Origin of the sequence: Clostridium lacusfryxellense (assembly GCF_018861735.1) — a bacterium.
GTDB lineage: Bacteria > Bacillota > Clostridia > Clostridiales > Clostridiaceae > Clostridium_AD > Clostridium_AD lacusfryxellense.
In genome coordinates, this window is sequence record NZ_JAHLEB010000053.1 from 1 (window position 1) to 22,869 (window position 22,869).

Below are 22,869 nucleotides of genomic sequence, written 5' to 3' on the forward strand. Positions count from 1 at the left end.
TTCGACAGCTTGTAATTTTTGTTCAGCAGGACATTTAGGTTTTGACATTAAAAATACCTCCAAAGTATCAGTTTTTATATTTAAACTGTCTACTTTAGAGGTATCATATCAAAAAGAGTGCCTTCTATTATCATAAAACTCAAACACATAGAGTTATTTATAAATTACTTTTTGCTAGAAGTTCCTTTATTCCCTCAGTTGCATCCAATAATGGAGAAATCGATTTATCACAATTGATATTATCGATAACCTTTGCAATAAGACCAGACATATCAACTTCCTTAAACCATTCTGCATGTTTAATCGTTTTAGGAATATAGGTTAAATTTGTAGAGAATACTCTTTTAATATACCCCTTTTCATAAAACTCATTGAACTTTTCAATACCTTTTGTGAAAAAAGAAAACGTAGTTGCCACATATATATTATTAGCTTTACGCTTTTTCAATTGAAGAACGATATCAAATACAGATTCTCCAGATGCAATCATATCATCAACAATTAAGATGTTCTGATTTTCAACATCTCTACCCATATACTCATGTTGTACTATGGGATTTTCTCCTTTAATTATCAACGAATGATCTCTCCTTTTGTAGAACAGTCCTATGTCAAGACCTAACATACTTGAATAATATATCGCTCTGTCCATAGCCCCTGTATCTGGACTAATTACTAACATTTTTGTTCTATCAATAAATAAATCTCTTTCCTCTTTAAGAAAAGTTTTAACAATTTCATATGTAGGATACAGATTTTCAAGAGAAATCTGAGGAATAGCATTTTGAATATTTGGGTCGTGAACGTCAAATGTAATAATATCATTTACACCTAATCTCTGAAGTTCTTGTAATGCAATAGCGCAATCTAACGATTCTCGGCCCTTACGCCTATGTTGCCTTGACGCGTAGAGTAACGGCATTATCACAGTTACCCTTCTTGCTTTTCCTCCTAAAGCAGACAATACTCTTTTAATATCCTGGAAATGTTCATCTGGACCAATGTGATTTACAAAACCAAACATGTCATAGGTACAACTATAGTTTCCAATATCAGATATTATAAAGATATCCTTTCCTCTTACAGACTCTGTAAGTTGGATTTTAGCTTCACCATTAGAAAATCTTATTTGCCGTATTGGGAGTAGATATGACTTCTTCTCAGCCTCATCGTCCCTTATATCATTTTTTAAATTTTTCAGTCTGTTTTTTTGTATATGACAATCAACTTTATTTCCCAATTCACTACAATTTTCTAATGCAATAATACCTAACTCTCCATACATTATTGGATTTAAATTCATATATAACTACAACCCCTCTTTAATATAAATAGATGTAGAACGTTATGCTAGTATGTATATATTTAATTATTATATACATACATAGTACTACAAATAGAGTAAATTTTATAATGTTATTTTATTATTGAGATGTAATAGGTCATTCGATATGCCTCACGCTTTAATATATATTAGAATTGAAAAAAAGAATAAACAAAATAAAAAGAATTTACATATTCCCCTTGTTATATTCCTTATTTTGTCTAAGAATGCTTAATAGTACCATATCCATCTCAGACATTAATTTAAATGGCAAATTATCTGCATCTATAATACATATTTTTCTATTTTCTTTATTCTTAAATATATAAATAGGTTCAGTGTAAATTTTGTACTTCCCTAATACAATCTTGTATCTAACTGACATATCATATATTTCATTAAAATATACATTCCTTTTCCCTCTAAAACTTAAACAGAAAATGCCCTTTCTTATAATTCTATCTTCTTCTATTATAATATGGCTTCCAAAACCACTGGCCATTAATAATATTATGAGAATTATTAAAAATAAAGAAATTGTTTTTACACTATAAGGAGCAGCACTAATTAAAATGAATAATAATGAACCCCATACTAATACATACATAAAATTGAATAATGAAAATTCCTTTTCTCTATTTATATTTGTTTCATCTGATTTTTTTAACGGATCTAATGTTTTGTTTAAAATATATTTTCTTCTCCGTTTTCCATTTAACTTATTCACGCCAGCATATTTTTTAGTTATCCATATACATATTTTGAAAACCACTGTAAAAATTACAATATTAATTACAAAATATAAAAAATAATTTATAATTGCCACCCACTTTTATCTTTTACTTATTTTTAGAACTAGATTTTTCACCATATTATACCAACATGGTAGAAACTAATTATAACATAATTGAAATTGAAGAATGGTAGTTTTTATCGCTATCACAAGCAATTTCACTAAAAAAATTAAAGGATATTCCATTTTTAAATGGACTATCCTTTAAATTTGCAACATATTAATAACAAGTTTTATCATTAAGAATTTTCATTATCTACAAGCATATCATGTTCCGCAAAAGGTTCTGTAAGGACGATCCAGTTTCTCAGGTAGTGTGGAGTAATCATCTTTCTTTGTTGAGTGATCATATGGGCTTGAAAGGGCATCAAGAAGTCGCTCCATAACGCTGTAATCACCTTGTTTTACAACGGCCTCAATTGCCTCCTCTACCCGGTGGTTACGAGGGATTATCGCAGGATTGCTGCTTTGCATCAACTTATGCGAGGAAGCCTTTGATTCTTGTTGCCTACTTAATCTAGCCTTCCAGAGCTTTTTCCACAGAGAAAATTCATCAGAGCTAAACAAGCTCGAATCCGACGATTTATCAAAGGTTAAATCGCGAAATGTATTGGTATAGTCTGCCTGGTATTTCTGCATCATAGTGAGAAGATCTTCAATAATGGATTCATCGCGAAACTCTTCATTAAACAAACCCAGTTTTGCTCTCATTCCAGAGATCCAATTACAGTGATAAATCTTTGTAAAATTTAAAATCTCACCCTGAGCCAGTTTAAGAGCCTCCGCTTGATTATCATGTAGCAGTGGCAATAGAGTCTCGGCAAATCTCGCGAGATTCCATGCTGCAATACTCGGCTGATTGCCATATGCATATCGTCCATTAACATCAATTGAACTAAAGACCGTTTTCAGGTCATAGACATCCATGAAAGCACAAGGACCATAATCAATAGTCTCTCCGCTAATGGCCATGTTGTCGGTGTTCATTACACCGTGTATAAATCCAACCAGTTGCCATTTTGCAATCAACACCGCCTGACGCTTGATAACTTCCTGAAGCAGGAAAAGATAACGGTTTACTCCCAGGCCTGCGCCTGGAAAATGTCTTTGTAATGTATAATCAGCCAAGGCCTTAAGCTCCTGATCATTTCCCCATTTTGAAACAAATTGAAATGTTCCCACACGTATATGACTGTCTGCCACTCGGGTCATAATTGCACCAGGAAGGTCGGTTTCACGAATTACTGCTTCACCTGTTGTCACCACCGCTAAGCTACGAGTTGTAGGAATACCAAGTGCATGCATCGCTTCGCTAATAATGTATTCGCGAAGCATCGGTCCAAGTGCCGCTCGACCATCTCCACCACGGGAATACGGTGTTCTACCTGAACCCTTGAGCTGAATATCAAAGCGTTTACCTAGTGGGGTAATTTGCTCACCAATAAGCAAAGCCCGTCCGTCACCTAACATTGCAAAGTGCCCAAACTGATGTCCAGCATAAGCTTGAGCAAGAGGTAAAGAACCTTCAGGAACTTTGTTACCTGCAAGAACTGCAACTCCGTCTTCACTTTCTAGTGCGTCGGCGTTAAGTCCAAGAGATGTTGCCAGTGGATAATTAACAATGATTAGCTTCGGTGATTGTACAGGATTTATCTCAAGTCTAGTAAAAAATAATTCCGGCAGACGAGCATAACTGTTGTCTAAGTTCCATCCAGTTTCTATTATTTCTTTTGTCTTTGTCATAGTATCTCCTTTCTTTTTTTTATTTTTAATTATATCTCTTTATAATTAAGACTTTACTAATTACTAAAGCTCCTTTAGCAATAGTATTACCATTTTTGTGTTACGATATATTTTTTTAAATTAATAATGTTTCAATTCGAGATAATTTCGCTTTCCAATCTATACTTTCTAACGGATTATTAGTAAATTCAGCGATTGAGATCCCCTCAAGATTAGATATAGGAGTTAAATCTTTTATTTTATTATTGTTAAAAAAGACAAATATAAGTTTTGATAAATTAATGAGGGGTGATATGTCTTCTATTTCATTTTTATTCATATCAAGCTCTTCAAGATTTATTAAATTTTTAAGAACCGAAATATCCTTCACAGTATTACCTTCTAGATCTATATACTTCAACTTATTTAAATTACTGATAGCTGAAATATCTGAAACCTTATTACGTCCTAGTCCAAGGGATTCTAAATTTAGTAGATTACGTAATGCATATATATTACTAATTTGATTTCCCTCTGCCTCAACTTCTATTAGCGTAGTTAAACTACTTAATGAATCTAATTCATAGATATTGTTTTCATCAACATTTAACACCTTAAGTTTCTTCAAATCTTTTAGTGGAGCTAAATTATTTATTTCATTACCACTTAAACTAATACTTTCTAAATTTTTAAAATACTTCAAGAATGAAATATCATTAATCTCCATGTCTACTAAAGTTAATTGTGTAGTCTTTAATGCATTCTTAACACTGATTCCACCGCCAAAAATGCCCTTGCTGACTTGCTTACAAATTTCCTTGTATAACCTCTTATTAGGTATTCCATCTACATCATTTTTAATTTTTTCTCCAAACATAAACTATCCACTCTCCATATTTCAAATTCAATACTTTGCAAAAATGCTCCCCTTTCTAGTAACTCTGTTACCTTAAGGGGAGCATATAATTGCTTAGACTATATAATTATTTCTTGTATATATACCAAAGATCATTTTCTTTTTTTAAATTAAATACAGAAGTAAGATCACGTTTTTCATATTGCTCCACTACAGTTATTTTTGTAGAACCATCTAAATTTTTGACAGGTTCTGATATTTTATAATCAAGCAATTTACCATAAGTTTTAAAAGTTTTTATTATATTATTCTTTACTTGTGTAACATAAACCTCTTCTGATTTATCTGTGTTAGCAACACAAATCTTTATTAAACTATAAAGTCTACTCAAACCTTTTTCGTCTGGCTCTGCTGATTGATATAATGGCAAAGCATCCGCATAATAAGTTTTAATTATTGTCTCTGGTGTTTTTTGAAAAACATTAACTTCTTCTTTTGTGTAATTTACAACTTTATCTTTAGATTTATTATTAAGACCACAAGCAGTTAACCCTAAACTTAGTAACACTACCATTGTAAATATTAATCTTGTTTTAAATGAATTTTTCACTTTAACGCCCACCTCCAGTATATTATAAATATAATTAAAACATATAAAATATTCATAAATTCCCAATATTATTTATACCACAAAGTGGACAACATGTCAATATTACATTTGTACTAATTAGCTACTATCTTTCCAAAGCAAACCTTATTCTTCATAACAAATAATTGGAGTTCCCTCCTCAATATTATCATAAATTGTTTTAGCTAAATATATTGGAGCATTTATGCATCCATGGCTTCCTCTTCTCTTATATATTTCTCCTCCAAAAGAATATCTCCAGCTTGCATCATGCAATCCTATATTCCCGAAAAAAGGCATCCAATAAGTTACTGGGGCTTCATACCCAGGTCCAGTTAATTTCGCCCCCTTTTGTTTATAATTAAGCATATAAGTTCCAAGGACAGTAGAACGTCCTCTGCTAGGATTCCCTGTTACCACAGAACCTTGAGTTATAAGCTTTCCATTTTTATAAAACCATAAATGCTGCCTTGTTATATTAATTTCTACATAAGAGTTTCCTATATCATTTTCCGCCCTATATAAGGCCTTCCTAGTATATATAGGTTCTTTTTCAAACATTTTACCTGTTTTTATATTTTTTAATAAAACTTCTGCTTCAGCATCACGATTAATTTGCCAGCCATAAATTCCACCGCTAACTTCTACTATTTTCCCCATAGCGGTTTTAAAATTTCTTGCTATTCCGACGGTATCATATTTTTTGCTCAATTCTCTAACATATTTCATAACTTCTATTTCGCTTATAACCGGTTTTAAATTTTTATCAACACTAATCCATCCACTTATTATATTTCCATCTAATATTTCCTTTTCACTTCCAAATTTATATGTGATTTTTGCTCTCACATACTCATTCATTAAATTTTTAGTTTTAAGAGTAATATCTGAATTTATAGTGTATTTTGGATTTTCATAACAAAGATTTCCATTTAAATCTAACTTTCTAACTCCTTCTAGTATGCTTTTTTCTATATGTTCATATAAATCATCTTTAATAATCTTATTTCCATATACTTCTTCAATTACATTATAGGAACCATTTATATACTTAAAGCTTACATTTTGAGGTTCTATTAGAATTGTATTTAAACAATTTAATCCATTTATAGCATTATTTAAATCATCTTTATTATATACAAATAAATCGCCAACATAATATTTTTGCTCCTTCAACAATGAAATTATCCATTTAAATGAATTTTTCCTATAGTAAACTTTATTTATACTATTTTTTTCATTGTACGTTATTCCTATATCTTTTCCTTTTAATTCTTCTATTTCCCCATTTCTTTCTACGAGTATCAGATTATACTCCTTAACATAACTTCTAATTATATTAGGTGTATTTTTATGCGATTTTAATGACACATCTACCCCGTTTATTACTGTATTAAAAAAGAAATGCTTAGAAAAATACAAGCAGCCAAGCAAATATATTAATAAAATTGAAATTACTAAAATAATAACATTTCCAGCACCCTTACTATTAAAAAGCTTTTTTATATCAACATTCTTCATACTGTTATTTCCTTTCATACTGATTTATCTCTTTAATATTAATTTATCACCTTAAACAAAAAATTAAATATATTAACTAATTAATAATATGTTTGCATCTTTGATTTTAAAACTAAATAGAGGGATTTCAAAAAAAATGAATTTTATTCAAAGAAATAATTCATAAAACTATTGACGAATTGTAAAATACGAAGTAAAATGAACTAAATTCAAAATTAAATATCATGTAATCAATAGAAAAGCATTGATGGGAAGAGTAGTTATTGTGAAGAGTCAAAGCGAATCAGTGGCGGTGAGAGACTGATACGAATCAAATAATGAAGAACATCCCGGAGCTTCCAAACGAAATTTATTAAGAGTAGTATTGGACGGAGCCAAACCGTTATAGATTGGGCAGTATCGAATTTATATTAATTCCGTACTGATTAAAGTGAGCTTTATTAGCTAATTTAGGTGGTACCGCGGAAGTATAAGTCTTTCGTCCTATTTTTATAGGATGAGGACTTTTTTTTATATCTAAAATTAAGGAGGTTAAAGTCCTAAATGGACTTTAACGGGTAATTTGTGAGCGGAAGCGAGCGGGTTTAATTACCCCGTGTTTCCGACTAGAAGGAGGAATATTAATATGTGTACAATTATGTGTTATACAGGAACAGACATGAAACACGATAAATTTGCAGAGGCACTACAAAGAACCGAATCTAGAGGACCAGATATGACAGAGATTCTCACTTTACCCTCTGGTATTTTGGGGTTTCAAAGACTTTCTATTATGGATTTAAGTTTTAGTGGAATGCAGCCATACACAAGGAATACTGATGCATCCATCTGTAACGGTGAACTTTACGGTTTCCGTGAAATTAAGAAAGACCTAATGGAAAAAGGACACAAGTTTATTTCTGATAGTGACTGTGAAATATTACTTCCAATGTACTATGAATATGGGCTAGATATGTTTTCAAAATTAGATGCAGAATTTGCAATTATCATATATGATGGAAAAAAGAACAGTTTCGTTGCAGCGAGAGATCCAATTGGAATCCGCCCTCTTTTCTATGGTTATTCCGAATCAGGCAACATCATATTTGCAAGTGAGGCGAAAAATCTAGTTGGGCTTACTTACAACATTAAGTCATTTCCACCAGGACATTATTATGCTGATGGTAAATTTACATGCTACTGCGATATCGCAGTAGTTGAAGGTGATTATTGTAATGATGACTTAGAAGTTATCTTCAGCAAAATTCATGATAAATTTGTAACTGCTATAGAAAAACGTATGGATGCTGATGCTCCTGTAGGTTTCTTGTTAAGTGGAGGCCTCGACAGTTCTTTAGTATGTTCAATTGCTCAAAAAATGTATCCTAATAAACCAATTAAAACATTTGCTATAGGTATGACTGGTGATGCAATTGACCTTAAATATGCACAAGAAGTTGCAGATTATATTCATAGTGATCACACCACTATATATATGACAAAAGAAGAAGTGCTTGGATCACTTGAGCAGGTTATAAAACTTCTTGGGACCTACGATATTACCACTATAAGAGCAAGTATGGGAATGTATTTGATTTGCAAGAAAATACATGAGATATCTGATGTCAGAGTGCTTCTAACAGGTGAAATTTCTGATGAGTTATTTGGATATAAATATACTGATTTTGCTCCAAATGCGCAGGAATTTCAAAAAGAATCCCAAAAGAGAATCCGCGAGCTTCATATGTATGATGTACTTCGTGCAGACCGTTGCATTAGCTCAAACTCTCTAGAAGCAAGGGTACCATTTGGAGATTTAGATTTTGTAAAATATGTTATGTCCATTGACCCTGAAAAGAAATTAAACAAATACAACATGGGTAAATACCTTTTGAGGCGTTCATTTGAAGGAGATTATCTGCCAGATAATATCTTATATCGTGAAAAAGCAGCATTTAGCGATGCTGTAGGTCATTCTATGGTAGATTATTTAAAAGAATATGCAGAATCATGCTATTCGGATGAAGAATTTGAAAAACTATGTAAAAAGTATAAAAATAATTCTAAACCATTTACAAAAGAATCATTGTTATACAGAGAATATTTCGAAAAATATTATCCATTACAAGCTGAAATGATAGTAGACTTTTGGATGCCAAACAAAGAATGGGAAGGCTGTAACGTAACAGACCCTAGCGCCAGAATGTTATCAAACTATGGTGCCAGTGGTAAATAATTAAGGAAATACTCCCATACTCTTAATCCTAATAAATCCTCAAAACACCGTATTATTCATAACTGAATTTTACGGTGTTTTTATGTCGCATTTATATTTACATTTCCAATCAATTAATATTTGCTACCCTCAATGCTAATTTTCTCTAAAAAATTGGTATTATAGATTTTCTCAATTTCTCCAGCTGCGAGTGGTTTGCTAAAGAAATAACCTTGAATATAATCACAACCACCTACCTTAAGTAGTCTATACTGTTCATATTCCTCTACACCTTCTGCAGTAATTTCTAGATTCAAACTATGAGCAAGAGAAATAATATTGTCCATTATTTGAATTCTGTCTGGTTTTAAAAATTTATCTATAAGAGATTTATCTAATTTAATCTTGTCGAGTGGTAGAAAAGTTAAATAATTAAAGGAAGAATACCCCGTACCAAAATCATCTAAAGATATTTTTATTCCTATGTCTTTTATTTTATTCAAAAATAATATAGTATCATTAGATTCCTCTAGTAAAATACTTTCAGTTATTTCGATCTCAAGATACCTTGCCTCTACACCCTTTTTCTTTAACAAACATTTTAGAAAATCATTATAATTCTCATCACTAAGCTGTTTACTTGAAAGATTAATTGCAATTGGCTTTAATTCAAAACCCTTTTCCTTCCATATTGCAATTTGATTTATAGCTTCAATAGTTACCCATCTTCCTATGTCTACTATAAGCCCAGCCTCTTCAGCTATAGGGATAAACTTACCGGGAGATATTCTGTGTTCTTTTAATCTAAGAAGCGCTTCGAACCCAGTTATTTTCCCAGTCATAGTATGTACTTGTGGTTGGTAAACTAAAGCGAAACCATCTGTCTTTAACGCATCTACTAAAATATGTTCAATATCTACAATTTCTTTTAATTTTTCAATCATTTCTTTTTCAAAAAACACATAATTGTTTTTACCAGAATTTTTAACCTTGTACATGGCAGTATCAGCATACATGATTAATTCTTCTATATCATTGCTATCCTTTGGAAATTGTGCAATACCAATACTAAAATGAAAATATCTTTTATTTCCTTTCATGTCAAAAGGTTCTGTAAATAATTCAATGACCTTCTGTGCGTACCTAACAATACCTTCATTATTATTCTCATCACATATTAGTATAAGAAATTCATCCCCTCCAAATCTTGAAACAAAGATTTTTTCATTTGCGAGAGTAAAAAGTCTCATTGCAATTTCCTTTAATATACTATCACCAAAAGCATGTCCTAATGTATCATTAATACCTTTAAAATTATCCAAATCTAATAATAAAATTGCACCAGGTGTTCCACTCACAATTTGTTCACTAATTTTATTCATAAAACTTCTCCTATTAGGAAGTGTTGTAAGTGAATCATGATAAGCAAGATATTCAGTGCTATTTATAGCAATTTCATACTTTTGATTAAGTATAGTAATTTTATTAGCATTCTGTTGTATAGTCTTATATTGGGCTCCTAACTCATCCTGGGAAGCCACCAGTTCTTCATATGTTGCTTCAAGTTCCTCATGGCTCTCATTTAATTCTTTTACAATAATTCTTCTTTTAATATTATCCATCATTATGACTATAATTAAAATAAGTAAAAACCCTATAATCAGTAACACAATCCATATAACTTTCTTGTTTTGATCATAAAATGATATTCTTTTATTAATTAGAACTGCATCTTCAGGTATCACTTTCTTATTCATATTATATTTCTCAATAATCTGATAATCAAAGATGTATTTGTTTGGGCTTTTAGTAATAATTTTTATTGTGTCAATTGGAGTGCCTGTGAGAACTTTAAGTGCCATATTAGCAGCTACTCTTCCCTGTTCATCATAGGATACCATTTTCCCACCTAATAATCCTTGTCCAACACCACCAATAGATGCACGATATACTGGTACCCTTGTATTTTCGACCAATAATTTTACTGATTCATTTATATTTAAAATGGCTCCAGTTTTATCTTGAAACATACTTAGATATAATAAAATAGTATCCTTCTCAATTTTTTTCAAAACACCCTTTAACTCATCAAATGTATACTCCGACGCGTTCAAATCCCTAAAAGAAAGTGTTTTAAAATTCTTCTGTGTTTGATAAAACTGCTCTTTATCACCTTTGCCCGTTATTGTGTCATCTATTATTGCTAGAACCTTTGTGGCTTTTTCATTAAATTTCTGTGCAATCTGAATTGTTTCAGCCAAAGAAAAGGCTTCAATCACTCCAGTAATATTAGTATCTTTGGCAGCTATAATAGCCCTATTTACATCATTAATCCCTAAAAAAATTATAGGTGTTTCATTAAATAATTCCTTTTGATATTTCAATATAAACTCAAGTGCATTGTCATCACCCACTATTATCGCATCATAGGGTGGAAGTTTCTGAAATTTATATTTAATCAATTGATAAAAATTTCTCATGTTCTCATCTGTATCAAACCTTTTCGTATCCATGTATTCAATATCCAAATTTATGTCATTCGGCTTAAATACTGATTGAATTCCACTAATTTGGTATGGCACTGAGTCGAAGCTTTCAGTATATGAACTAATAAATAACACATTTTTTTCAGCAGATGCATAAGTCACAGTACCTGGTGAAAACACTAAGTAATTCAGAGAAAAGACAACAAGAATTATCCATAAAGTTTTAATTATTAACATCATTACTTTTTTCACCACAATACCCCCACTGTTGTATTCTAAACACTCTACTCAATTATACACATTATAACAAAATACTTATGTCATATATTGTCGAACTATATAACAATACAGACTATATAGTATTTATTTTAATTTAGTCTAACGTGGGTTAACTTAAACCGTAACGTAACCGATTATATTACCAGTGGTAACGACAAATCTTTAGTGGTACAAGCAATACTTGTACACTTTTTGGCTATATGCTCATAAGATATATTGTCATATGACATTAAAAAATAAAGGAGTAGATATAATGAGCAACAATACTATTACACCTGAAGCGGATTATATTCCTCAGGAGACTATTTATACAACAGAATTAACACAGCTCGAAGCGAAGGTGGTACGCGGTCCTATAATTCGTGTTTATCAGAATTATATCCCTTGGTTCGGTGAAAATCGTAATAATGCTACACTATTATTTTTGGGAAAGATATTAGGAACAGACTATTTTATACACCCTATGAGCGACCTTGCAGTCGGAATTCCCTGTAATACTGCAGTTGTATTGATTCCATCTAACAGTGAAGGAAGTGCAGTTACTGCAGCGCAGGAAAATGACCCACAAGCCCAAGCTAATTTAAAATCATTTACAAGGGCGGGCGGTGTCTTAATTATAGATATGGGAGATAATTTATCCTCCGGTGGCTATATTGCCCCCGGTGCCAAAGGTACACCTGATTTAATATTTCCTGATCCATGCCGAGATGTTACCTTGACTCATAAGGCATTTAAGCACCCTTTTTCGAAATGTCCAATTCAATTAAATAACAATAATATCGATATGGAGTGTAGTTGCTCTGTAGCTCACGGCAACCTAGAGCAAGGCATTACCTTGCCCTGTGAATCCACAGTACTAATGACAGCCACTTTTAATAATATTCAAAGGGCAGTTTTAGCAGAATATTGCATCGGTCGTGGCTATGTAATTTTAGATACTCTAACAAAAGAGTTTATATGTCAACAACCACAAGGCACTGGCCCATCCAATATTTTGGTCAACCTGTTTGCATATGCTCTTTGCATATTAGCAGCTCGGAAATAAAGTGACTATAACTTTTTCTCATTAATTCTAACCATAAACACCACTTTACTAGTAAGTGGTGTTTACTTTTAATAAACTTAGCTCCACTCAAGCTGAGACTTTCAAGAATATATTAATAGAATTTAAACCATACAACTATGGTATAATAACGTGATATTGTATATAATATTTAAATTAGACAGTTTTACACAATCTAATTTAAGCAGGGGGCTATCTAAATGAAAAAAAGAATATTAAGTTTACTTTTAATATTTGGTATGTTATTGCTTTTAAGTAGTTGTAGCAAAAGAGAAGCTATAACAGCTGACGATTTTAAATCATCAATGGAAGGTTTGGAATATACACTAACTGATGCTACAAGCCAATTTGATGCAGGTTTAGTGGAGTCTGTACAATTAGCAGAAAAGGATACATGTAAAATCGAATTTTATGTTGTTGAATCTACAGCGCAAGCACAAAATGCATATAAAACAAATAAAGAAAACATTGAGAAAGCAGAAAAATTATCATCAACATCTTCACATAAGTCAGTATCATTGAAAAATTATGGCTATTATAAAGCAACTACAGGAGATTTATATTATGTTATATCAAGAATTGATAAAACATTTATATATGCTGCTATCCCATTAAAATACAAGGATAAAGCATCCGATATCATCTCAGACCTTGGTTATTAATTCATTTAATTAGACCAGACTAACTCGAATTGGAAATTTTAAAAAATAAAACACAGGATTAACATTTTTTATGTTAATCCTGTGTTTAATTTTGAATTTATAGTAAATATATTAACTAATTTATAATATGTTTGTATTTTTGATTTTAAAACAATATATGTAGTAAAATGAATACGAAACATAAAAGTAATTTATCTGTAAAGGAAGTAGACAATGGAAAAAAATATAAAAATGAGGTATCCAACCTATCTTAAAGAATTTAGTTGTATTGGTGGAAAGTGTACAGACAGTTGTTGTATTGGATGGGATATAGATATTGATAAGGTTACCTTCAAACAATATACTAAGGTTAAAGACAAAGAAATGAAGAAAATGTTTCAACAAAATATTCATATAAATGATTATTACCTAAGCCCTGATGTGGATTATGGAAAAGCAAAATTGAAAACCGGAAAAAGGTGTGCCTTTTTAGATGAGTGTAATTATTGCATTATTTATTCTAAAATTGGAGAAGAGTATCTTTCAAATGTTTGCACATGTTTTCCTAGAATAATTAATAAAGTAGATGTATGTTATGAAATCTCACTTGATGTAGCCTGCCCTGAAGCTGCAAGAATTATTTTACTTAAAGAGGAAGGAATTGAATTTAAAGAAAGTGAAGAAACTTTAGGCAAACATATAATATCAAGTGATATCGAAACTAGCTCTAAAGAATATGATAGTTCACCTATTAAATATTTAAAAGAGATTAGAGAATTAAGTATTAAAATAATACAAAACAGGAAATTCAACTTAAGTAAAAGGTTATATATATTAGGTGATTTTATAAAAAAATTAGAAGAGGAACTTGAATATAATTACAGTAATGCACCTAGATTTATTATGGAATATGATATGAATTCGGTTGATTATGAAAGAGAACAATTAAACTATATTGTTCAGATGGAATTTTTTAAAAGTATGCTTAATTTTTTAAATGTATCTAACGATGTTGATAGTCTTTCTTTTAAGGAACACACTAAGGAAATTATAACTGGTTTCAAGTTTAATGAAGACGAGGATATTAGTAAGCATTCAGAATTGTACATAAAAGCATTTGAAGATTATACTGAAAAATTTATGAATAGTAATAGCTATATTTTTGAAAACTATTTGGTGAATTTTATGTATAACTATTTGTTTCCGTTTTCTGACTCTGAATCAATATTTGATGGATATAGTATGCTATTAGTAAGATATTCATTTATTAGATTCTATTTAGTTGGTAAATATCTAAATAATAAACAAGATAACAAAGAAAATATAGTGGAATTTATTCAATCCTTCTCAAAAACTATAGAACATCACAGAACTTATTTAGATGATTCAATAAATTATATGAAAGAAAACAAACTCGATAATTTAGAATTCACTAAAAAGCTTTTATAAAATAGTTTTGTTAGTAAGAAGTAACTATTGAATTATATTCATAAATTGATTATATAGCTCTTTTTATGTTTGGTTTATTTTCACATTTTAAATTTGATGCTACTATATCTCCTAATTTCCAATTTATCATTCCGTTGTTAGCTCTCAGTGGATATTGACAATGGGCAGCCTTATACGCTTTTTTTTGATGAATTATCACCTCTTCACCAAAAAGGTACTTAATTTCATTCATATACTGAGTATCTATCTTAATTTGTTTGAAACTAAACTCATTGATAATTTTCAAAAATCTATCTACTTCGTTTTGAAAAACTTTAGCAAAAAAAGCATTTTCTTTATTACCATCGCAAATTATTATTGGATTTAGTTGACTATCATTAATAGTAGCTTTCAATTTATATATACTTCTTTTGTTCCTCCCTATAAAATAACCATAATTAATAAAATTAGGATCATCATCTTCCGGGAAAATTACATTATACAACAATTCTTCTTCTCTCATTTTAATCCTCACCTTTCTAATAAATTATTAAAAGTAAAATTTTTAAAATTATTCTATAAAAATGTATATAAATTTATACCAGTTTCCATTATTTTAACAGTTCATTGTAAAGAACATGTTATAAGTTTGTTTTGAATTAGTTAATAATTAATATTTAATATAATATATTAAAATCATCCTAAAATTTAGTCAGAATGTTGCACCTCATTAAACTTAAACTTAACACAGAATTAATCTAACCTGCCTATAAGTTCAAAATTATTGATTGCATTTGCAATTACTTCTATCTTAAAGCCAAATGGATTAATAACAGGGGGTATAACTGGAATATCAATCATGTTGGAAAAATGTTTTATAATTGTAATTTAGATTGGGTTAAGATATGGTTATATTTTTGTTAACCATAAAAAAATAACTCACTCTCAATTTTATTTTTATTGAGGCTATTTAAGTAATCTTTATTATCGAGTAATAATTACTTGCAAAAGATTAAGATTGAACGTCTAAAATTACGTTTCGTACGAAACTTTCAATTGACATATACGAAACATTTTACTATACTAGAATTAATACAAAGGAGTATGAATTATGAATGAACGTCATATAAAACTGATTGAAATTGTAAGTCAATACGGAAAGATAGAAGTTAACGAATTGTCAAAATTATTGGGAATTTCTCAAGTTACAACTCGAAAAGATTTGGAGTATTTATCTAGGAAGGGTATCTTGCTACGGGAACGTGGTTATGCTTTATTAAAAAATAAAGACGATATTAATTATCATATGGCATTTCATTATGAAGAAAAGCAAAAGATAGCTAAAGCAGCTGCAGAATTAGTTGAGGACCGCGAAACTATTATCGTCGAATCAGGCTCTACCTGTGCAATGTTTGTGGAGCAGCTTGTATCTATTAGGAAGGGTATTACAATTATCACTAATTCTTCATACATTGCTAATTTTATTAAAGACAATGATAATGTAGAAATTATACTACTAGGTGGAAATTATCAAAAACATACTCAGTCTATGGTGGGTCCTATGACAAAAGAATGTGTGAAAAAGCTTAAAGTGGATAAAATTTTTGTAGGAACAGATGGTTTTTCAAAAGAAATAGGTTTTACAGGAGTTGAATTAATTAGATCTGATACGGTACGTGCTATGACTGCTCGTGCAAATCACACCTATATTTTAGCAGAATCTGCAAAACTTGAGCATGCCAGTGCAACCCCCTATTTACGAACAGAGGATGTTTATAAAGTAATTACTGACAAGAAAATTTCACCGGAAATTCGATCCTTTTTAGAATCTAAACAAGTGAAACTTGAACTAGTTTAACCTTATTCATATAAATATAATATCCAGATGGTTACAAATCTATAATCAGATATAAAAATGTGAGGGGATGTAATGCAAAATGGAAATTCAGAAGAAATATCTTGTTACTGAAGGTACCTGGATTCGTTATGGGGTGAATATCTGTATAAAAAATGAAGATGATTTGTATGAGGTTTCATTTTTAAATTCTTCTAAATTCTTTAATCAAAATAGTCAGTATTTAGATATTAAATTGTTTTACAATGAGGACTTTTTCAAGAAAAATAATATAGAATATATCTTAGAAAAAGATGAAAAAACTAGTATTACAAATGTTATCCCAACAGGATTTATTGATTTTACAAGCAATATGGATTTCACTAATATTAATATACCTTTATGTAATTTTGATAATAAACATTTTGAAAAGGATAAACAAGTAATAGATAATATTGAAAAAGCAATTAAAATAAAATACAATGCTATGATATATCTAAAACGATTTGAAGTTAATGGGAATATTGTAAAAACAAGATTAGCTTAATTAGCTGGTGTTGGAGATGTAAATACTGCACCAGCCACCTCCGTCACCACTATTATTAAAAAATCAAATATATCATGATTTATGAATTAACATAGGTTATTATTTCATCTATATTTTTCTTCCTAGTAAAATCAACTGGTTTGTCATAACTGGCTAGCATACCTCTTTCATCAGGTGTTAATTTCTTTTTCATTTTGATTTTCCATTTTAGTAATGTCATAAGCACTTTATCAAAAGGTTTAAGCTTACTATAATCAAATCCACCCCTTAAATAAAAGAATTGTATATATTTCTGTTCCTCACAAGTAAAGTTTTTATCTCTTACTTCACTTATCGCCTCTTCTCTAAATGGGGACACTCCTGTTGCAAAAACAACATTTTTTTTATTTTTGAGTTTATCTAAGTTTTGTGTTATATACTTTGTACCATTTATGCCACCAGCATACAATCCACCGCCATAGATTATGGTGTCATAGGTTGCTAGCATATTTGTATTAGTTGCTGAAGCCTCAAAAATATCAGCAGATAACTCCTCTGAAATCCATTTTGCATATTGCTTTGAAAAACCTGTTTTTGACTTATATATTACTACTATTTTCATAATTTTCACCTCTTACACTATATTTTTTTGATTTTCAATACATTTTATGTATATAGATAACATGTTACATATATACATAATATATTAGTTTTTCATTTATTTGTCAATATGTATTATTAATATAAATCAACTAATACCTATAAAACCCATATTATATTTTTAATAATAAAAAAGTAGCCAGTAATATTATCTTTACTAGCTACTTAATAATTAATTTACTTATTGGCATGAAAATGTTTCTCATCAGGAGCATCTGTCTGAATATAGGTCAATTGTCCTCCTGGATACACTCCATTGTTAGTAACCTTATAATCATCATGATTGTGCATAGGATAAAATTGAGGAAAAAAATTATCATTAACACATGAAGGTTCATGGCATATTTCTAAATAATTAACTGTTTCTATATTATCGATATTGACTGGCTGAGTGGGAATGTCTGCTATTGCATCTGGATCTATTATATCAATTTTACGCATTTGTTTGCACAATGAAGCTATACAATCTTGTCCATTTACAATATAGTTTCTATACTCGGCTCTTTTATCTTCAGCATCTATTAATAGGTCAAAGGTTTCTCCTGACCCTATTGTAGCCGTAAATCCTCTTTCAAGTCCCTCATGTCCGTGTAAATCTAGTTTTTGTGCTATCTTTAAAAATGGACTTGGTTCTGCGTCCTTGCCTACTACGGTAAAATGCCATCCGTGTATATGCCACGGCACTACTTGGTACCCCATATTAATCATTCTAAGCAAGAACATTTCTCCTGTTTTTACATGCACATATGATTCATAGTTAAGGCGAGATACATTCTTATCACCTTGGGACATTGAAGTTAATGGGTGTGGAAGTAAGGTGTCTGGAAATGCACGACCGTTTACAAGCCAAAAGTCAGGTCTAAAATCTACAGGATTGAAATCACCCCCTGTTTCAACGCTATCATGCCACCTTGTATCTATATCAGAGAGTAACATCACATACTCCTTATCAAAATATGACCGTATATCATTGTATGCAAAATTTTTATTTGTGGCGGTTTTAGAAATATGATCTTGTAATTTTCCTTTGTAAAACCATCCACATTCTGGTAATTTTGTTATGCCTGCCGCTGCAAGACTTTCCATGGATGGATAGACAATAAGCCCCCCATACATACCCATCTGAACATGCTCAGATGCTTCAACATGACAATGATACATATAGGTTCCTGGATGCTCCGTATCAAAAAGGTAAGTCGCCACAGGTGGTTTTTCATCAAAATCCATCCACATGGGAACTCCAAAAGATGTTTCTGGAAAACCATCCAGCTGAGTAGCCACATGGGCTCCATGCATATGCACGGTATGTGTATCCATGATACCTGCGGTAGGCATTCCTAAATTTATTAATGTTATATAAACCATGTCACCAGTTTTTCCCCAAACCATAGGTGAGGGTATTGTGGCAGTTCCTATTAATTCTTTAAATTTTTGAAAGTTAGATGGGTTTGTCCAATTAAGATCTTCGTTCACTACTTTATTATTAACCATATATAACCCACCAACAAAACCAAATACATACACTTTCCTTCGCTCTGTCTCTACAGGTGGCAAGTTGGGCGATGTTGGAAGCTCTATAAACCCATCAGTAGCTAAAAGCACATAATGTCTAACACTCATTTTATCATCACTCCTGTTTATCTATTTTTTCTATATTGAAACCACTATACTATTTTTACACATATAGATACATCACCAATAAAACAATTTCAAATCATTGCTTTATTAGTAGTTCATAATATGACTGTTGTAATAGGATTGGCCCTAAAATCAAATAAATATTTAAAATATCTAAAGAATGCAGAATTTAGCACAAACTAGTTATAAAAGTATGGAGGGACGTTTATTCTTCGGTGCCCTACATGCTTATTTTGGCAGTTACTTCATGTCAATCGCTTTTTTATTTTTGGATATGTTTAATATAAAAGTTTAAATCTGATATTTTCTAAATATTTGGGTATGATAAGACTATATAGAAATTAGGTTAATCCAACGATATCATACAGGAGGCAAAAGCGTGGAAGTTAAAAAGATTTTAGATGATGATAAACTTTTAATAGCAGGAGCAATAGGTATTGCATCTACAGTTGTAGGAGAAATAGGTTCATGGATTTTACTTTCTTTAGGACTTGGAAAGTACAGCGTATATCAATTAAACAGTCTTGTTGTTACTTATAATAAACCTTCAATATTAATAGGCTTCATAGTAAATTTATTGATAGGTGGAATTATTGGTGCTAGTGTTTATCTTACAGTGAAAAAGTGGGGACATAAACATATTACTATGGTAAGCCTTGTATATACTCTATCCGCATGGCTATGCTTACAAGTTGCTTTCAATGCCATAGTTGATAAAAATATAATTACTTCATCATTAATGGCTGATTATTATAACAGTTTAATTAATGCTATTGTACATGCAGTTTTTAAAGGCTTAATGATAAAGCATTTTATTTTTAATAAAAGGTAAGTAGGTATCTTACATTAATATCATACTTGCAACGCATCTTTGATTAAATGTGAATTAGCGGAAGCCAAAAATGCCTTCCTTATAGTAAACAGTTAAATAATAAAACTGTTTACTATAAGGAGGGCTATTTTTTATGGGAATAAAATCAACTATCATTATATATAACTTACTTTTTAACGATAAAGATGTATAAAAGATCACTTGGAAATAATTTTTGTATTATACTAAATCCAGCATTTATCAATTCCTCTTCCATATTCGCTGAAGGAATTCTTATATGCATTGGGGGGCCATCAAGAACACTTTCTGTTTTTTCAAATTCGACACATAGAAAATATCCGCCTTCTTTAAGCACACGTTTAATTTGCTTTATTGTCTTAGATAATGGGCTAACTTCATGTAAAACTAACGAAGCTAGTACAATATCAATTGAATTATCAGGTAGTGGAATATCATCAATACTTCCTTTAACCAATTGAATGTTTGTAATATTTTCATCTTGAGCCTTAGACTCTATAATGTCCAGCATCTTAGGATTCATATCTAGTGCATAAACTAATCCATCAACCATTTGAGCTGCAGTAATTGCTAAATATCCTGTACCTGCACCTAAATCTAAAATATTATCAGTTTTTTTAATGGGGAGCATTTGCAATAGTTCTTTTGGTGGAAAAGCCTTTATTCTTTCAGGACTGTCTAAATATCCTACTGTTCTCGATAATTGTTGCATTTCTTTTAAATTGTGTTGGTGTTTTTTCATATTTGTCCTCCTCTTAATAAAATTAATTTATTTGTTATATAGAAGTTATTAAAGACTCTTAATATCCTTAATTAATATATGAAAGGATTATTCCTCACATATTCCATTGTTTATTGTACTTGGGAATCCTTCATATATCTTTTTATTTTGCAGATACGTCTCCATAACATTTTCTGCTTCTGTCATTACTTTAAAAATATAACACTTGTCGTCCTCTAGTGAGTCACAAGTAAATAACGCTCCAGTTCCTTCGGTTGCATTGATTACATCCATAAATGAAATGTCTTCTTTCTTTCTGCGCAATGTATAACCACCATTCACACCTGGGGTTGACTGTATTATATCAGCCTTTACGAGCTGCGTTAAAATCTTTGAAAGATAGGTAGCAGACATATTCAAGTGTTTTGCTAATGGTTGTAAACTCAAATTATCACTTTTATCATATTTAATCATATACGCGACAATATGTAATGCATGGTTTGTTGCTTTTGTATATTTCATAGTACAACCTCCTTAAAAGATATTACAGACTGTGTTTGTCTTTAATCATACTGATATTAATTATCTTTGTCAATACCCTACAAAAAATAATTTACTTAACTGTATTGATACAATAGCTTTATGATTCACAAATTGCATATTCATATCATAACAATAACAATATAGATAAATACTAGCAATGACAAGGAGATTATTAATGATAGAAAAGCTACGTGCCCTATTCAAAAATAGAACTAAGTTAATGGTTATTATTTTTAGTGCTGTGGTGATATGTTTAGCCATAGCAATACCTACTGGCCTTAATATCCATAAGAAAGAACAAATTATAAAAGAGCAAGCGCTTAAAATTAAAGAGTTTAATATGGCCCAAGCTAAAGCAAAAGTTGACAAAATTAAAGAAGATAAACGAATATCAGATGAGAAGATTGCGGATAAGCAAATTGCTGATAAAGCTATAGCTGATAAAATCATTACTGATAAAAAGATAGCAGATGAAAATGCAAGACTCGCAAAAATAGAAACCACAAGAGTAGCTAATAAGAAAATTTCAGACGAGAAAATAAGAGTTGCTAAGCTTAATGCACAATTAAATTACGTAGGCGCTGAATCTATTGCTCAAAATTTACGAACTAATGAAATATCATTTACACTTCTTTGTGCTGATCCACAATGGGTATGTGGTCATTATTTTTATATATTTCAAGTTAATGACTCAAATGGATACGATGTTGGAGCCGACTGGCGATTAGGTATTGATAAGACGACTAGAAAAGCTTATCGATATTATGCTGACAATACTTTATACGTATATAACAAATCTTCATATACTAATGAAATGTCAGGCGTTAAGACGAATAAAGTTGATACGGGAATGACACTTGAGCAAGCTTTAGCGATAGGTTATAACTTAAGAGGTGAATCGATAGATTATCACACTGTATTAACACCAGTATATAATGATACAGTAGTAATTAATGGTGGTGAGTTTTATGTGTTTAGTATTTATAATGAATATGCCCCGCAAGAAGGAGTTAATTGGCGGTTATGTATAAGTAAAGCGTCGGGCAAAGCTTTTAAACAACTCCCGAATAAGACCTTACATGATTTTAAATAAATAGTCGTAAAAAGTTATAACAATTCAAAGCATAGAAATTGTTATAACTTTATTTTAAAAGCTAATATA

The 22,869-nt window shown here is 30.6% G+C and carries 21 protein-coding genes and 1 other annotated feature; of the genes, 9 read left to right on the forward strand and 12 right to left on the reverse strand.

Annotated features, from left to right (window positions below; genetic code table 11):
* Positions 1-157: 157 nt before the first annotated feature.
* The 6 genes from KPL55_RS20925 to KPL55_RS20950 all read right to left on the reverse strand — a co-directional run bounded on the left by KPL55_RS20925 (position 158) and on the right by KPL55_RS20950 (position 6,844).
* Positions 158-1,303 (reverse strand): ribose-phosphate pyrophosphokinase, encoded by a 1,146-nt coding sequence (locus tag KPL55_RS20925; RefSeq protein WP_216308702.1) that lies wholly within the window; start codon positions 1,301-1,303, stop codon positions 158-160.
* A 208-nt stretch (positions 1,304-1,511) separates the two neighbouring features.
* Positions 1,512-2,051 (reverse strand): hypothetical protein, encoded by a 540-nt coding sequence (locus KPL55_RS20930; protein WP_216308703.1) that lies wholly within the window; start codon positions 2,049-2,051, stop codon positions 1,512-1,514.
* 333 nt (positions 2,052-2,384) lie between these two features.
* Positions 2,385-3,860 carry a protein adenylyltransferase SelO gene (locus KPL55_RS20935; protein WP_216308704.1) on the reverse strand — a complete coding sequence of 492 codons (1,476 nt, stop codon included), beginning with the start codon at positions 3,858-3,860 and terminating at the stop codon, positions 2,385-2,387.
* Between the two features lie 115 nt (positions 3,861-3,975).
* Positions 3,976-4,716 carry a leucine-rich repeat domain-containing protein gene (locus KPL55_RS20940; protein WP_216308705.1) on the reverse strand — a complete coding sequence of 247 codons (741 nt, stop codon included), beginning with the start codon at positions 4,714-4,716 and terminating at the stop codon, positions 3,976-3,978.
* A gap of 106 nt (positions 4,717-4,822) precedes the next feature.
* Positions 4,823-5,305, reverse strand: a complete 483-nt coding sequence (locus KPL55_RS20945; protein ID WP_216308706.1) for a hypothetical protein — start codon at positions 5,303-5,305, stop codon at positions 4,823-4,825.
* A gap of 144 nt (positions 5,306-5,449) precedes the next feature.
* Positions 5,450-6,844 carry a L,D-transpeptidase family protein gene (locus KPL55_RS20950; protein ID WP_216308730.1) on the reverse strand — a complete coding sequence of 465 codons (1,395 nt, stop codon included), beginning with the start codon at positions 6,842-6,844 and terminating at the stop codon, positions 5,450-5,452.
* A gap of 235 nt (positions 6,845-7,079) precedes the next feature.
* Positions 7,080-7,333: a binding site (T-box leader), on the forward strand.
* A 136-nt stretch (positions 7,334-7,469) separates the two neighbouring features.
* On the opposite strand from KPL55_RS20950, the gene asnB reads away from it, so the two are divergent.
* Positions 7,470-9,059 carry an asparagine synthase B gene (gene asnB / locus KPL55_RS20955; protein ID WP_216308707.1) on the forward strand — a complete coding sequence of 530 codons (1,590 nt, stop codon included), beginning with the start codon at positions 7,470-7,472 and terminating at the stop codon, positions 9,057-9,059.
* 113 nt (positions 9,060-9,172) lie between these two features.
* On the opposite strand, the gene KPL55_RS20960 is transcribed toward asnB, so the two are convergent.
* Positions 9,173-11,776: an ABC transporter substrate binding protein gene (locus KPL55_RS20960; protein ID WP_312887356.1), complete on the reverse strand. Its 2,604-nt coding sequence runs from the start codon at positions 11,774-11,776 to the stop codon at positions 9,173-9,175.
* A gap of 208 nt (positions 11,777-11,984) precedes the next feature.
* Here KPL55_RS20960 and KPL55_RS20965 point away from each other — a divergent pair, with 208 nt between their 5' ends.
* From KPL55_RS20965 to fliB, 3 genes are all read left to right on the forward strand, one after another.
* Positions 11,985-12,848 carry a hypothetical protein gene (locus KPL55_RS20965; protein WP_216308708.1) on the forward strand — a complete coding sequence of 288 codons (864 nt, stop codon included), beginning with the start codon at positions 11,985-11,987 and terminating at the stop codon, positions 12,846-12,848.
* 218 nt (positions 12,849-13,066) lie between these two features.
* The gene (locus KPL55_RS20970; RefSeq protein ID WP_216308709.1) at positions 13,067-13,528 is read left to right on the forward strand and encodes a hypothetical protein; all 462 of its coding nucleotides are present in this window, start codon (positions 13,067-13,069) and stop codon (positions 13,526-13,528) included.
* A gap of 213 nt (positions 13,529-13,741) precedes the next feature.
* On the forward strand, positions 13,742-14,956 hold the full coding sequence (fliB, locus tag KPL55_RS20975) for a flagellin lysine-N-methylase (protein WP_216308710.1): 1,215 nt from the start codon (positions 13,742-13,744) through the stop codon (positions 14,954-14,956).
* A gap of 49 nt (positions 14,957-15,005) precedes the next feature.
* On the opposite strand, the gene KPL55_RS20980 is transcribed toward fliB, so the two are convergent.
* Entirely contained in the window at positions 15,006-15,458 is a 453-nt protein-coding gene (locus KPL55_RS20980; protein WP_216308711.1) for a hypothetical protein, read from the reverse strand.
* A gap of 261 nt (positions 15,459-15,719) precedes the next feature.
* Between KPL55_RS20980 and KPL55_RS20985 the strand changes: the two genes are divergently transcribed.
* The 3 genes from KPL55_RS20985 (at position 15,720) to KPL55_RS20995 (ending at position 17,316) form a co-directional block, all read left to right on the forward strand.
* A complete protein-coding gene (locus KPL55_RS20985; RefSeq protein ID WP_246599718.1) occupies positions 15,720-15,827 on the forward strand; it encodes a YitT family protein in 108 nt (35 codons plus the stop codon).
* Positions 15,828-16,046: 219 nt separating this feature from the next.
* Entirely contained in the window at positions 16,047-16,793 is a 747-nt protein-coding gene (locus KPL55_RS20990; protein WP_216308712.1) for a DeoR/GlpR family DNA-binding transcription regulator, read from the forward strand.
* A gap of 79 nt (positions 16,794-16,872) precedes the next feature.
* Complete coding sequence (locus tag KPL55_RS20995; RefSeq protein WP_216308713.1) at positions 16,873-17,316, forward strand: hypothetical protein; 444 nt, start codon at positions 16,873-16,875, stop codon at positions 17,314-17,316.
* A 79-nt stretch (positions 17,317-17,395) separates the two neighbouring features.
* On the opposite strand, the gene KPL55_RS21000 is transcribed toward KPL55_RS20995, so the two are convergent.
* Positions 17,396-17,917: a flavodoxin domain-containing protein gene (locus tag KPL55_RS21000; protein ID WP_216308714.1), complete on the reverse strand. Its 522-nt coding sequence runs from the start codon at positions 17,915-17,917 to the stop codon at positions 17,396-17,398.
* Positions 17,918-18,132: 215 nt separating this feature from the next.
* Positions 18,133-19,575 carry a multicopper oxidase domain-containing protein gene (locus KPL55_RS21005; protein WP_216308715.1) on the reverse strand — a complete coding sequence of 481 codons (1,443 nt, stop codon included), beginning with the start codon at positions 19,573-19,575 and terminating at the stop codon, positions 18,133-18,135.
* Between the two features lie 397 nt (positions 19,576-19,972).
* Here KPL55_RS21005 and KPL55_RS21010 point away from each other — a divergent pair, with 397 nt between their 5' ends.
* Positions 19,973-20,425, forward strand: a complete 453-nt coding sequence (locus KPL55_RS21010) for a hypothetical protein (RefSeq protein ID WP_216308716.1) — start codon at positions 19,973-19,975, stop codon at positions 20,423-20,425.
* Positions 20,426-20,591: 166 nt separating this feature from the next.
* Here the strand turns inward: KPL55_RS21010 and KPL55_RS21015 are convergent, their stop codons facing one another.
* Positions 20,592-21,185, reverse strand: coding sequence for a class I SAM-dependent methyltransferase (locus KPL55_RS21015; RefSeq protein WP_216308717.1), 594 nt, complete (start codon positions 21,183-21,185; stop codon positions 20,592-20,594).
* A gap of 87 nt (positions 21,186-21,272) precedes the next feature.
* Positions 21,273-21,686 carry an RrF2 family transcriptional regulator gene (locus KPL55_RS21020; protein WP_216308718.1) on the reverse strand — a complete coding sequence of 138 codons (414 nt, stop codon included), beginning with the start codon at positions 21,684-21,686 and terminating at the stop codon, positions 21,273-21,275.
* A 196-nt stretch (positions 21,687-21,882) separates the two neighbouring features.
* Between KPL55_RS21020 and KPL55_RS21025 the strand changes: the two genes are divergently transcribed.
* Entirely contained in the window at positions 21,883-22,800 is a 918-nt protein-coding gene (locus tag KPL55_RS21025) for a hypothetical protein (protein ID WP_216308719.1), read from the forward strand.
* The last annotated feature ends 69 nt before the right edge of the window (positions 22,801-22,869 follow it).